This window comes from Gracilibacillus lacisalsi DSM 19029, from assembly GCF_000377765.1.
Classification (GTDB): domain Bacteria; phylum Bacillota; class Bacilli; order Bacillales; family Amphibacillaceae; genus Gracilibacillus; species Gracilibacillus lacisalsi.
In genome coordinates, this window is record NZ_KB898665.1 from 214,421 (window position 1) to 228,478 (window position 14,058).

The window sequence follows — 14,058 nt, forward strand, 5'->3', positions numbered from 1 at the left end:
GAGGTGTTTGTATATGTCTGATCTTCTGATTATCGTTGGCAGAGTGCTTACCATTCTCCCTTTACTACTCATCGTCACTCTCTTCATGGGAAAAAGGGCAATTGGAGAGCTTCCCGTATTCGATTTCCTTGTAATCATTACATTAGCCTCTGTTGTCGGAGCAGACATTGCCGATCCAAACATTGATCATTTCCCAACTATCATCGCTGTGATTTTGATTGGCCTTTTACAAAAAATCGTATCCTATGTCAAACTTGCGAACAGACAGGTTGGCAGATTAATAACATTTGAACCAACCATCGTGGTATATGATGGTACATTTCTTCAACGAAATCTAAAGGATACCGGCTTTTCCATCGATAACATATTACAAATGCTAAGAGATAAAGGTGTTTTTGATGTCAATGAGGTTGAAATTGCGATTATCGAGGCAAATGGTTCATTAAGTGTGTTAAAAAAACCTGAGAAAAATCCTGTAACTGCTGAAGATTTACAAATTAACCAACCAACTTCTAAAATTTCCTATCCAGTGATAGTGGAGGGAGTCGTTCATAGTAAAGTGTTAGAAGCAAGAAACCTTAATGAAGAGTGGCTGCAGGCAGAACTCCGAAACAAAGGTATAACAAACCCAAAAGATGTGTTTTTTGCTTCCATAAACCTCTTAAATGAGATTGAAATTTCGACTTATGAAGATCAGTTTAACGAGATACCTCCCATTCAACATTAAAAGCCCACATGACATAGTGGGCTTTTGTTGATGGTTCCGGCCTAAAAGCCGACATAGACATCTTTTAATTCTTTTGTACAACTAACTGCTGTTCCTCTTGTTCATACATGACTTGATTTTTGCCATTTCGTTTTGCCTTGTACAGTAATTCATCTGCTTGTTGAAAGAAGAGCTCTTTTGAAATATCCGCTGTTAAATTTTTCAACCCGATACTTACAGTAATATTTTCATCTAATTCTTCATGGTATTGATTAGCTATGTACAAGCGAAGACTTTCAACCATTTCATATGCTTGTTCTAAGCCTTTATTTGTAAGAAGAATGGCAAACTCCTCCCCACCATAACGTGCCACAATATCATCTTCCGTCACCTGTTCTGATATTGCATCTGCCACTCGTTTCAACACTAAATCGCCATTACTATGACCATAAAAATCATTTATCATTTTGAAATTATCAATATCAAGTAAAGCTAGTTGTAGTGGCATTCCTTGGGAAACACTCTGTTCATACAAAAAATCTAAATATTCATGGAATGTCTTATGATTATAAAGACCTGTTAACGCATCAACCTTTGATAATCTCTCCATCATAGCACTTTTTACAATTAATTCTTTTTCTTTTTCTGCTGCCCGCTGTAGGAATTGGAACACTTCATTTCCTCTTTCAATAATGATGAGATAGGTCATGTAGCCAGCCAATAATACGAAATGATAGGAGAAATACTCATAGAAAGTAATTGATTCTCTTATGGATGGTATTGCAATTAGAGAGGTTAAAGCGACTAAATTAATCATTAAACTAAAGCGAAGTTTGTTTTTGTCAAAGTAAATTAAAACAACTGCCATCGATAATAAAAAAAGAATTTGTAATCCATTCACTTCAGGATGGCTAACAATGGTTACGAGTGCTACAACTGTTCCGGAAATCGTTAATAGTTTTGAACTGTATATTTGTTTATGATTCATTAAATAATGCATAGTCCATAAAATCCCAACTTGAATAGAGGAAGGGATGATCATTCTATGTATAATAAAATAACTGATATAATCAGGGTGATAATAAATGGTTACACATAAGCCCATTATTTGTCCTAAAAATGCCATTATCACCATTAACCAATAGATATAAAGGATTTTCTTTGTCCACAGCTTATTATTTAAGCGTGTCGGTCTAGTGCCCACCATTCTTTACCCACCTTTGTCATACCCCAGTTAATTCTATTATACACAGATTATTAGGACTATTCACCCATTATTTTCAAATAGTTAAGATTTTTTGGAAGACTGCCTAACAATACCTACAAACTTTCCAGCAAAACACCCCTCTGACTCAAGACCTAATTAAAACACATCTTTTTCCATTGATCAATATAGACATTACAATCAGTTTTCAAATTCACCATTTATGTTTAGTTAAGGTTTCTAAAGGTTATCGCCAAATAGAGGCAACTAAACTTTAAAGGAGGTTATATTCCATGAATGTAATGAGAGCAAAAGAAATTAAAGATGATCCGGTTATGAAAGATGTCGTCCATAATGGTAAATATGTTTATATTGAGGATGTCAATGATGAAACGCAAAAGGCTCTAGTGAGATATACCAAAAGTTCAGAAGGACTCTTTGAAGTGGATGTTACTAACTTAGTTGAAGAATGATTTATTTGTGAGCTGAAACACAAAAGATAGTGTTTCAGCTTTCTTTTTTCATCATATTACAGTTTCATTACAAAAGGTTAAAAATTCCTTTATCATGATTAAAACCAAGATTCAGTGGTATTTAATAATTAAGATATTCATAAGATGAATTTGTAAGATGATCTAATGAGGATTTGATCTGATTCGAGCAAATAATCCTCACATCTTACACACAGTCATTATGGAATATGTTATTATTTATGCGAGTGGAGCTTAATAAGAAGCATCTCACAACCAGTATCAACTACCCTAAATAGTTATTGCTCCAAAAAAATTAAGGAGGAATTCTGTATGAGGTGTAAAAGTTGTAATGGTGAAGGGCTAATTCGTTGTCCGGAATGTTCAGGTGAAGGAATTGATTATGGTATTCACAAATGCGAAACTTGTGCTGGTGAAGGAGAAATGGCTTGCTCAACATGTCAAGGAAGTGGAAAAATAGGCTTATTTGAAAGATTAAAATCAAAAGTATAGACATAAAAAAGTACCATCACACAAAGCCCAAGGTAAATTGAATGCTACCTTGGGCTTTCACTTTATAATTTCAAACCACGTCTCTGTTCCAATGTCTGTGTGCTGCTATAGCATTGATCAAATCCTTGGAAAAGTCAGATGAATGCTTACTTAGAACAACTCCTGGACTATCTTTCATATCATCGACACCTAAAAGATTCTCTCCGATTTTGATAGCACCAATCGGTTTGAAATGAGAGTAAGCTTCATGTACAAATAAAGTTGCTTTCTTATAAAAATCTTTCTTTTCTTTGGTACCTCCAGCGATTAAAACAGCATCAAATAATACTGAATCTGCTGTTAAAAAAGTATGATGAACTTCAATTGTTTCACCATTTTTACCTTTTATGGATCCTAACTGATTACTAATAAATTCTATTTTAATCTTCTGTTTTTTTAGTTTACCAAGTATTTCCTTTAATTCTGTTTCATCAAATCCTTCACCAATAATCACAGCTACTTTTCTTGTTGCCACTGATTTTACAGTACTTTCTTGGCTAAGAGCTGGTGAAGATTTCTTTAGATTAGTCTCTTTCAGCTCAGGAAGTTTAACACCTATTGCTTTTGCAACATTCTGTGATAGTTCTGTACTTACATTGGAAAACATCTCGACAACCTGCTTCTGAACAGATTTACTTTCTACTTTCCCTAATTCAAAACTAAACGCATCAATCATATGTTGTTTTTCAGCGTCACTCATACTATTCCAAAATAAAGTTGCTTGTGAAAAATGATCCTTAAAGCTCTTGCTTCGGGCGCGTATTTTATATCCATCTACTTTTTCTTCGTAATGCTTATAGCCACCTTCTAGCTCTGTTGATGTTTCTGGTGTATTCCGAGCCAATGAGTTGTTGTGGTAGCTGACTGATCCCTGATTAATTGTTTGTCTACCATATCCATCGCGTTGGTTATTATGAAACGGACATACCGGGCGGTTAATTGGGATTTCGTGGAAATTTGGGCCACCTAAACGAATCAATTGTGTATCTGTATAAGAAAACAAACGCCCTTGTAACAATGGATCATTGGTAAAATCAATTCCCGGAACAACATGACCAGGATGAAATGCGACTTGTTCCGTTTCAGCAAATACATTATCAACATTTCGATTCAATGTCATTTTCCCGATAATCTTTACGGGCACGTCTTCTTCCGGCCACAACTTGGTTGGATCTAATATATCATAGTCAAAATTAAACTCATCTTCTTCCGGTATCATTTGAACCCCTAACTCATATTCAGGGTAGTCTCCATTTTCAATGGATTCCCATAGATCACGTCGATGAAAGTCTGGATCTTTACCGTTTATTTTTTGCGCTTCATCCCAGACTACAGAATGCGTACCTAATACTGGTTTCCAGTGAAATTTAACAAAATGGGATCTTCCCTCTTTATTGACAAAGCGGAATGTATGCACACCAAAACCCTCCATCATTCGGAAGCTTCTTGGAATCGCCCGATCTGACATTGTCCACATTACCATATGAGCTGATTCTTGGTTATTAGCCACAAAATCCCAGAATGTATCGTGAGCAGAAGCTGCTTGTGGCATTTCATTATGTGGTTCAGGCTTTACGGCATGTATTAAATCTGGAAACTTCATCGCATCTTGAATGAAAAAAACAGGTATGTTGTTTCCGACCAAATCATAGTTTCCCTCTTCTGTATAAAATTTAGTCGCAAATCCTCGTGCATCACGCGCTAATTCTCCCGATCCTTTACTACCTGCTACAGTTGAAAACCTTACAAATACAGGAGTTTTTTTGGAAGGATCCTGTAAAAAATCAGCTTTTGTAAATTCTTTCATAGAGTCATACACCTGGAATTCCCCATGAGCAGCAAACCCTCTTGCATGTACGATTCTTTCGGGAATTCGTTCATGGTCAAAGTGTGTCATTTTCTCCCTGAAATGAAAATCCTCCATTAAGGTTGGACCACGTTCACCAGCCTTAATGGAGAATTCATCGTCATGAACTTTTACACCTTGATTTGTTGTCATCTTTTTGCCACGGTCATCTCTTGTGAATTGTTCTAACTGTTCCTGCTTATTGTTATCACTCTTCACTTTAAATCCTCCTTGTGGAATTGATGAGAACCCTTTACAGAAAACCTCTTCCCCTGATAATAAAAGATAAAACATTCAAGATACATAAGGTCTTTGTCTTATATGGCATCTCCAGCCACACCCCTCCAAAATTTATTGATTAGTTAATAATTCACCCGATTATTTTAGATATTTAGCTCATCAAGTTGTTCGAGAAATCCTCAAAAAAATGGACTAAAGCACTTTTGCTCTAGTCTTCTCTAACTTCCTCTATATACTTGATAACCCCATGGGGAAATAAGTAATGGTATATGATAGTGGGATTCTAGATTTTGTACTCCGAATCGTACAGGGACAAATTCGAGAAAATAGGGCTCTTGTTGTTCTATGCCTTGAACACGAAAATACTCTCCAATATGAAACAGGAATTCGTATTCTCCTGTTGTTACTTCTTCTCTCGTAAGCATTGCCTCATCAATTCTGCCATCCTGGTTGGTCACCACTGTTTTCAAGTACTCCTTTCCATTTTTAGTTATCTGATACAGATCAATTTTTATATGACTTCCCGGTTTTCCATAGGTTAAATCTAAAACATGAGTAGTTATCGCCATCTTTTTTATAACTCCTTTACATTATAATTTGTTCCTCTAAGCGGAACCGGGCAATTTGATATATCTCTTTTAACGCCTGCTCAAATTCAATGGCTGGATCTTTTAAGATTCGCTCACACATATAATTAAAAATTTCTTCCTTTGTCCTCCCTTTTACAGCTATGATAAAGGGAAACTCAAACTTCGTACTATATTGGTAATTAAGCGTTTGGAATTTTTTGTATTCTAGTTCATCTAAATTTTGCAGACCTGCTCCTTGCTGCTCTTTTACAGAATCATCACTCATTTTTAAACGTTCTCCTAAATTAGGGTGTGATCGAATCAACTCCAGCTTTTCTTCTCTCGTCGAGTCACGTACGATTTCGACCATTCGTTGATGTAAATCCTCTACCGAATCATATGGTCTGTCTTCTACTGCTTTGATAGCTATCCAAGGGGATTGTTCAAAAACTGAACCTAAGGTTTCTACAAACTCTTCCTTACTCATGGCATTCAAATCTTCTATTCTCATCACGACGCCCCCTCATTACAGTAATTACTTTTATTGTAAAGTGAAAGACTGAACATGTCATGATGCAAGATATACAAAAAGTTCCTATATAATTAGCATTTTCGATAATTCTGAGCAAGATTATTAATCACGGTATACGGTTAAAGATCTAACACCTTCTTAATTCTGAGTGCAAGTCTAATTTGAATCGTTACGTCTGGATCACTCAGGCTTCGACCAAGAATCTCCTCACATTTTTCTAATCGATAAACTACTGTATTTCTGTGTACGAATAGACGTTTAGCTGTTTCTGAGATCTGGCTATGTGTTTCTAGATACACAAATACTGTTTGAAGCAATGTATCATCATCTTCTTCCATTCGGACTAATGGATGTAATATATTTTGATAGAACTCCAGTAAATCCTCCTCCGGAATAATTCGAAGCAACTCTATAACATCTTTTGTCTTATAACTCTGAATAAATCCAACTTTCCCTGCCATACGTCCAGTCTCTAAGGCATCCATTGCTTCTTTAAAACTATTTTTTACGTTCAGAAAATTTCTAGCAAGATTTCCTACACCAAATGAAATAGTACAAGCAAATTTAGATTGCACCTTTTCTTGAATCAGTTCTAAAGATGAAATAATATAGTTATGGACTTCCTCATCATAATGAGCCTTCTCAAATAAAAAAATACATTTATCACCTCTCGTAAATAAATGAGTAGATAACGAAAAACTGATCAGTTCATCCTCAATATATTCATACATTTCATCAATTTCTCGTTGACTTTGTGTATAACTGCCAATCATTCTGTTCCTTTGTTCCAATTTACCTGTGGCACAGATATAATTATTATTATTTTCGATCGAAAACTCTTTTGCTCGGTTGATGACTTCTTCATCTGAAGTAAACATTCCTTCCGTAAAATTATAAAAGAACTCATTCTTTACCCGTCTAGAATACTGTGTTAACGCATTCTCTTTAACCAATTCGAAGGAAATAACATTAGTTGCCTGTTCTATTGTTAATGTTGTCGCATGATCACTTGGTATTATTTCTCCCAGTATTACAAGATAACCAGCCTTCCGATTATGAGTATATACTGCAAAGACAGAATACGATTGTTGATCGTGAATAGTCGAGAAACTAAAAAATTTGATATCTGGAAAATATGACACAATATCTTTAACATAGAGTTTTTCTACAATATTGGCTGCTTGCCTGTTATAAATGGAAGAAGCAATCGGCTTTAAGTATGGATCTAATAGAATAACAGGATATTGAACCATTTTCGATAAATTTTTCAATAGACTTTCAATTCCTTTCCCACTCATCATGTGGTTGGAAAATTGTCGGTGAATATCAATAGCGGATATCAATTCGTTAGTTCGTTTATCCAATATTTTGCTTAATGTTTGGTTGACAATATCACCAAGAGAACTTTGAACGGGAATTTCGATAATCGGAAATGAAAAAGCTTTTGCTAATTGAAGTACTTGTTGAGGAATTTCTGATAAGAATCTCTTTGTTTTGATGCCTAATGCTGCACATCCCTGTTCGTGCATTTGCTTCACTAATTTTCCTAATAATTCTGGATGATCTTTCATGTGATACGCCGTAGTTACTAGCAATTCGTTCGGTTTCAAGAATTTTGCAATATCCGGTGCATCCATCATGTTGACATATTGCACTTCGCGATCCAATCCTTCATCTCCAGCAATTATTTTACATCCTTCTAAGGACGGTACATTAATTAACTCAGACACTCTCATGTAAAACTCTTCCCTTCTTTTTTATTTTAGATGTTTGGAATAATTATGACACGACCTTTAGTGGATTTGCACAACAACTGTTAATAAATATGACAATATTGCTAATGAACACTTGGAATGCAATTGGTAAACTTAGGTATAACTTAAACGGATAACGCAAAGTAGGATTGAGGTGCATGGATTTGATAACAGAAACAAAAACTGATCCATTTCAAATACGAGATGTGGAAACATTAGTAAACTGGTTAGCTTCATTCGGTCAATCCGATATTGGTGGTGCCAATCGTTTACTTTACTCAGAAGCCTGGCTTGAAGCTCAACTGGCATTAAAGAATATGATGAAGGCTAATGGCTTTACTGCATACTTTGACAGTGTCGGTAATCTATTTGGAAGATTAGAAGGAACAAAGCAAAAAGATAAGACGATATTAACTGGTTCTCATATTGATACAGTAATAGACGGTGGAAAATATGACGGTGTTTTTGGAATTATCGCTAGTTTTTTAGCTACCAAAATATTGTATCAAAAATATGGTCGCCCACATAAAACTATTGAAATTGTTTCCTTATGCGAAGAAGAAGGCAGCCGATTTCCACTTACATTTTGGGGGTCAGGAAATATAACAGGAAAGTATACCTTGAAGGATGCATTAAGTATAAAAGATACGGAGGGGATTTCCTTAGCGACAGCCATGAAAAAAGCAGGTTTTGACCCCGCTACATACCGCTCACCTCAAAGAAAGGATATTGATGCATTTATTGAAATGCATATAGAACAAGGGTTGGTATTAGATTACAGTAACACATCGATAGGGGCTGTCGACTACATTGTTGGTCAAAGAAGGTTTTCCATTTGTATCAAAGGTGAAAGCAATCATGCAGGAACAACCCCTATGCCATACCGGAAAGATGCTATAAGTCTAGCATCTCAATATATTTATTATCTGACAGAGAAAGCGAAACGTCTAGATAAAGACCTTGTTGTTACAGTTGGAAAAATAAATGCGAAACCAAATGTACCAAATGTCATTGCTGGTGAAGTTGAATTTTCACTCGATGTTCGCCATTATAACGATCCGTTGTTAGATCAATATTGTGACGATCTAATCCAATACTTTACGTCCATTTCCGAAGAACTTGATATGCCCATTGACATCCATCCTTGGATGAATGTCAAACCAGTAGCGATGGATCCAAAGCTGACCCTATTATCCAAGAAAGTTGCAATCCAACATAATATTTCTGTTCGTTCTCTTGTGAGTGGTGCAGGACATGATGCGCAAGTGTTTGGAGAATTTTGCCCAACTGCTTTACTTTTTGTACCAAGTCAAAAAGGAATCAGCCATTCACCTATGGAATTTACCAAAAAAGAGGACTTAGAGAATGGTGTCCATGTATTAATCAATTACTTATATGAATTAGCCTACACCTAAGGGAGGGTTGCAATATGAAGTATACGGACTTAAACACACCAATGCGAACGATTATGACTCCAGGACCTGTCGAAGTTGATCCTAGAGTATTACGTGCCATGAGTACTCCTATTGTCGGTCAATTTGACCCAGCCTTTACGAATATCATGAATGAAGTAATGGAAATGCTGCGCGAAGTTTTCCAAACGAACAACAAATGGGCCTTTCCAGTTGATGGAACCTCAAGATCAGGGATTGAAGCATTATTATGCAGTATCATTGAGAAAGGTGATAAGGTTTTGATCCCAATTTTCGGCAGGTTCGGATACTTGCTGACAGAAATCTGCGAACGATATGGTGCTGATGTTCACACAATTGAATGTGCATGGGGAGAAGTATTTGATCAACAGGACATTATTGATGAGATAAATAAAGTGGAACCGAAAATTCTAGCACTTGTACATGGCGAGACCTCGACAGGTTGTATGCAACCTCTTGATAAAATTGGTCCAGCTTGCCGAGAAGCGGGTACGCTTATGATTGTAGACGCGGTCGCATCAATTGGCGGGGTCAACATTAAAGTAGATGAATGGATGATCGATGCAGTCATTGGTGGTACTCAGAAATGTTTATCAGTACCTGCTGGAATGGCTCCAATTACGTATAATGATCGAGTGGAAGACATTGTTCAGCAACGAAAAAAAGTAGAGTTAGGGATTTCAACCAATGAAGATAAACAACGAGAACTTAATAGAAGTCTGTCTTTTATACAAAGTAATTATCTAGATATTAGTATGTTACAGGATTACTGGAGCCCACGCAGGTTAAATCATCATACCGAAGCAACCTCGATGTTATATGCCCTCCGTGAAGGTTTGCGTATTATCCTTGAAGAAGGATTGGAACAACGATTTAATAGACATCTATTTCATGAGCAAGCATTAATTACTGGCATTGAAGCTATGGGATTGGAATTATTCGGAGATCGATCAGCGAAACTGCCTACTGTTACATGTATTAAGGTTCCAACTGGGATAGATTCTGAATTGGTTCGCTCCATGCTTTTGCAGCAGTTCGGTATCGAAATCGCCAAATCTTTTGGACCGTTAGAAGGTAAAATATGGCGGATTGGTACGATGGGCTATAGTTGTCGTAAAGAAAATGTTTTATTTGTTCTCGGTGCATTGGAAGCTACTCTATTATATCATCATGCAGATATCAAGCCTGGCAAAGCAACAACAGCTGCATTAGATTTTTACACACAAAATATCCAACCGTCTGTATCAGTTGTCTAATTTTTTCGAAAAGTGAGGAGTTTCTATGAGCAATCATTTAGATTTAGTGATCAAAAATGGAAAAGTTGTCTTCCCTGATGGTGTAAAAACGAAAGATATAGGAGTAAAAGCTGGAAAAATTACCGCGATTGATGATCAAATCAATCTACCTGCTACGCAAGTGGATAATGCCCAAGGTCTGTATATATTTCCCGGAGCAATCGATGTTCATGTACATTTCAATGAGCCCGGACGTGAGGATTGGGAAGGATTCACAACTGGTTCTTATATGTTAGCCGCTGGTGGCTATACTTCCTATTTCGATATGCCATTAAACGGAATACCATCAACGACTAACCTTCGTGCCTTTCAAGAAAAAAATGAGCTAGCCAAAAAGAAATCAGTTATAGATCACTACCTATGGGGAGGTCTTGTTCCCGGTAACATAGAAGATTTATCCAACCTTGCCTCAGCAGGGGTAGTAGGGTTTAAAGCTTTTATTTCTGATTCTGGAAACGAAGAATTTTCAGCTGTAGATGATGATACGCTTATTCAAGGCATGAAAGAAATAGCTCGCTTAGATAAAATACTGGCACTTCACGCCGAAAGTAGAACGATCACAAATTTCCTGACTGCTGAAAAGATCGCTCAACAAAAGTTATCCGCAGATGACTATTTAACATCAAGACCAATAGTTGCAGAAGTAGAAGCTGTACATAAAGCACTTACTTATGCAGAAGTAACAGGCTGTCCTTTACATTTTGTTCATATCAGTAGTCCACAGGCTGTCGAAAAAATTCGTGAAGCAAAACGAAAAGGGATCGATGTAACCGTTGAGACCTGTCCTCATTATTTATTATATTCCCATTCGGCCTTACAAACAAAAGGTGCTGTTGCTAAATGTTCACCACCGTTACGCTTGGAAAAAGAACGAAAACAGCTAATCCAACTGTTATGTGACAACGAATTTGACATCATTGCATCTGATCATTCCCCAGCCCCTTTTGCGCTGAAGGATCCTGTCACTCACGATATTTTTAGTGCTTGGGGAGGAATTAGTGGTGGCCAATTCACGTTACTTTCCATGTTGGAGCTTGTCAAAAAACACAATATTTCCTTGGAAATAATCGCGGATTGGACCGCTTTAAATCCAGCAAAAAGATTCTCATTAGATGGAAAAGGGAAAATTGACATTGGTTATGACGCTGATTTTGCGATTATTTCTTTAGATAAAGAGACCGTCGTCTCACCATATAATTATTATGCGAAACATAAACACAGCTTATATGAGGATCATTGTTTTCCTTGTAGTGTGTTGAGGACATACAATCGGGGTAATGTTGTTTTTGATGAGTCGAAAGTAAGAACAACTTCTTGCTAAATAGCTCCCCACCTACTTGGTAACGGGTTCGGTTTTGGATTACAAAATTACAAAAAACAGTCTATTTAGCAGCCCAAATCACATATGATTTGGTCTTTTATTATTTACTGCTATGACATATGTGCTGCGCTAATGGTGAATGTGAATGATAATGCAACGAATTCATTCATACAGAATATACGAAGAATATTTGGAAATTTTATGTTAAAACGTTAAATATAGTTCAGAAAGTTAAGTTCTTCATCTAACGGGGCAGGTTAGTTGAAGAAACAATATTAATCTTGAAGTTAAAAGAATATCGCTAAGAATGTATCTATAAGTAACTTATGGTATAATGTGTCATTATGCATTACGAAAGAAGGTAAGTACCATTGAATTCTAATAGTGGTAATTCTGAAAACACATTCCAACGGGGAAGACCAAGAAGTAGTGATGTTGATAAACGTATTCTTGATGCAACACTAACTCTTCTTGCAGAAGTTGGTGTTGAAAAAATTAGTATGGAAACTATTGCTACGAAAGCTGGAGTAGGTAAGAGTTCTATTTATCGGAGATGGAAAAATAAAGATGAGTTAATTCTTGCTGCACTGGAACAGTTGAAACCAGAATTTAATATCTCTATAAAAGGGAAGTTAGAGGATGTCTTATTTGAACTCTCACGAAACTTCACAGAGCAAATGAATAACCCTCTTGGTAAACAAATGCTCTCCCTACTAATGTCAACATTATCAAGTAATTCACAGATTTCCGAATCTTATTGGGAAAACCATTCACTGCCTAAAACAAAGGAAATTTCAAATTTGCTTCAAAAATATCTTGAGGAAGAGAATATTCGTAAAGAAGTAAATTTAGATCTAGTTTCCGAATTTTTAATTGGTTTTATTATTTATCAACTTTTACTCAAGCCATCTACAACAGATTTACAACCTCATTTAAGGGCTGGAATTGATATGATTTTGAACGGGATAAAAGAAAAATAATTTTAACCTTGCATTTAAAGCGAGGTTATTTTATTGACATAATACGATACGATACTGTATCGTATTATATATAAGTATTAATAAGGAGGAAAATTTTATGAGTAAAGAAAAAAAGACTGTGATTATAACTGGAGGGAATACTGGATTAGGGTATGAATGTGCTAAAGTGATTGCAAAAGCTAATAATGATTGGCACATAATTTTGGCTTCGCGTAATAAAGAAAGGGTAAATACTGCTGCCCAAGAATTGATTCAAACAACAGGGAATCAACATATCTCAGGAATGGTAGTGGATTTAGCCTCGTTCTCATCCATACATCATTTTGTTCATCAATTCAATGAAGCTGATCTTCCACCTTTGCATTCCATTATTTGTAATGCAGGTGTTCAATTTGTACAAGGAACTCAAGCTACTGTTGATGGAATAGAAGGGACATTTGGAGTTAATCATCTTGGTCATTTTTTACTTGTAAGATTATTACTTAACCAGATTCAAGATCGTGGCTCTATAGTTGTTGTAAGCAGTGATACCCATGATCCACTTATGAAAACAGGTATGCCTGCACCAATTTATCTCCACCCTAGTATTATGGCTAATCCACAAAAATCGGATGAATCATTAGCAAATCTTTCATCTCTTAGTAGGGGGCAAACGCGTTATACAACCTCGAAGTTATGTAATCTCTATTTTAGCTACGAACTAGCTCGACGTATTGAGAAAGCCAATCGATTAATTACTGTAAAAGCATTTAATCCAGGAATGATGCCTGGAAGGGGATCTAGTTTATCTAGAGATTACAATCCTATACTTAAATTCATGTGGAATAATGTACTACCCCTAATGCGTTTCTTTCGTTCCAGTATACGGACCACGCAACAATCTGGAACTGATCTTGCAAATTTAATATTGAATCAGCGTTTTTCAAGTAGTGGACAATACTTTGATGGACCAAAAGAAATGCCTTCTTCAAAGGAATCTTATGACATTGGCCGTGCTAAAGAGCTATGGAGCTGGAGTTCCAATATTCTTGGTTTAAATGAGAATATTTAGATATAATATAAAAGAAGAGGGCGTTTGTGATGAACGACCTCTTCTATTAATAATTCTACTTTCAGGTAACATAGAAAGAAGATTCTTAATCTTACGTTGAGGATA

13 protein-coding genes are annotated in these 14,058 nt (G+C 36.1%); 8 read left to right on the plus strand and 5 right to left on the minus strand.

What is annotated here, in order from left to right; translation table 11 throughout:
* The first annotated feature begins 13 nt into the window (after window positions 1-13).
* The gene (locus D569_RS0107820; RefSeq protein ID WP_018931861.1) at window positions 14-727 is read left to right on the plus strand and encodes a DUF421 domain-containing protein; all 714 of its coding nucleotides are present in this window, start codon (window positions 14-16) and stop codon (window positions 725-727) included.
* Window positions 728-791: 64 nt separating this feature from the next.
* Here D569_RS0107820 and D569_RS0107825 read toward each other — a convergent pair whose 3' ends face one another.
* Window positions 792-1,913 (minus strand): GGDEF domain-containing protein, encoded by a 1,122-nt coding sequence (locus D569_RS0107825; RefSeq protein WP_018931862.1) that lies wholly within the window; start codon window positions 1,911-1,913, stop codon window positions 792-794.
* Between the two features lie 290 nt (window positions 1,914-2,203).
* Here D569_RS0107825 and D569_RS0107830 point away from each other — a divergent pair, with 290 nt between their 5' ends.
* Window positions 2,204-2,383, plus strand: a complete 180-nt coding sequence (locus tag D569_RS0107830) for a small, acid-soluble spore protein, H family (RefSeq protein WP_018931863.1) — start codon at window positions 2,204-2,206, stop codon at window positions 2,381-2,383.
* A gap of 330 nt (window positions 2,384-2,713) precedes the next feature.
* The gene (locus D569_RS22680; protein ID WP_018931864.1) at window positions 2,714-2,893 is read left to right on the plus strand and encodes a hypothetical protein; all 180 of its coding nucleotides are present in this window, start codon (window positions 2,714-2,716) and stop codon (window positions 2,891-2,893) included.
* A gap of 70 nt (window positions 2,894-2,963) precedes the next feature.
* Here the strand turns inward: D569_RS22680 and D569_RS0107840 are convergent, their stop codons facing one another.
* The 4 genes from D569_RS0107840 to D569_RS0107855 form a co-directional block, all read right to left on the minus strand.
* Window positions 2,964-4,997, minus strand: coding sequence for a catalase (locus D569_RS0107840; protein WP_018931865.1), 2,034 nt, complete (start codon window positions 4,995-4,997; stop codon window positions 2,964-2,966).
* Window positions 4,998-5,236: 239 nt separating this feature from the next.
* The gene (gene uraH / locus D569_RS0107845) at window positions 5,237-5,587 is read right to left on the minus strand and encodes a hydroxyisourate hydrolase (protein ID WP_018931866.1); all 351 of its coding nucleotides are present in this window, start codon (window positions 5,585-5,587) and stop codon (window positions 5,237-5,239) included.
* Window positions 5,588-5,603: 16 nt separating this feature from the next.
* Complete coding sequence (gene uraD / locus D569_RS0107850; RefSeq protein WP_018931867.1) at window positions 5,604-6,098, minus strand: 2-oxo-4-hydroxy-4-carboxy-5-ureidoimidazoline decarboxylase; 495 nt, start codon at window positions 6,096-6,098, stop codon at window positions 5,604-5,606.
* A 140-nt stretch (window positions 6,099-6,238) separates the two neighbouring features.
* Window positions 6,239-7,855 (minus strand): PucR family transcriptional regulator, encoded by a 1,617-nt coding sequence (locus D569_RS0107855; protein WP_018931868.1) that lies wholly within the window; start codon window positions 7,853-7,855, stop codon window positions 6,239-6,241.
* A gap of 176 nt (window positions 7,856-8,031) precedes the next feature.
* Between D569_RS0107855 and allC the strand changes: the two genes are divergently transcribed.
* From allC to D569_RS0107880, 5 genes are all read left to right on the plus strand, one after another.
* Window positions 8,032-9,288: an allantoate deiminase gene (allC, locus tag D569_RS0107860; RefSeq protein ID WP_018931869.1), complete on the plus strand. Its 1,257-nt coding sequence runs from the start codon at window positions 8,032-8,034 to the stop codon at window positions 9,286-9,288.
* A gap of 14 nt (window positions 9,289-9,302) precedes the next feature.
* The gene (locus D569_RS0107865) at window positions 9,303-10,562 is read left to right on the plus strand and encodes a pyridoxal-phosphate-dependent aminotransferase family protein (protein ID WP_018931870.1); all 1,260 of its coding nucleotides are present in this window, start codon (window positions 9,303-9,305) and stop codon (window positions 10,560-10,562) included.
* 25 nt (window positions 10,563-10,587) lie between these two features.
* Complete coding sequence (allB, locus tag D569_RS0107870; protein ID WP_018931871.1) at window positions 10,588-11,922, plus strand: allantoinase AllB; 1,335 nt, start codon at window positions 10,588-10,590, stop codon at window positions 11,920-11,922.
* A gap of 371 nt (window positions 11,923-12,293) precedes the next feature.
* On the plus strand, window positions 12,294-12,902 hold the full coding sequence (locus D569_RS0107875; protein ID WP_018931872.1) for a TetR/AcrR family transcriptional regulator: 609 nt from the start codon (window positions 12,294-12,296) through the stop codon (window positions 12,900-12,902).
* A 97-nt stretch (window positions 12,903-12,999) separates the two neighbouring features.
* Window positions 13,000-13,953, plus strand: a complete 954-nt coding sequence (locus D569_RS0107880; protein WP_018931873.1) for an SDR family NAD(P)-dependent oxidoreductase — start codon at window positions 13,000-13,002, stop codon at window positions 13,951-13,953.
* The last annotated feature ends 105 nt before the right edge of the window (window positions 13,954-14,058 follow it).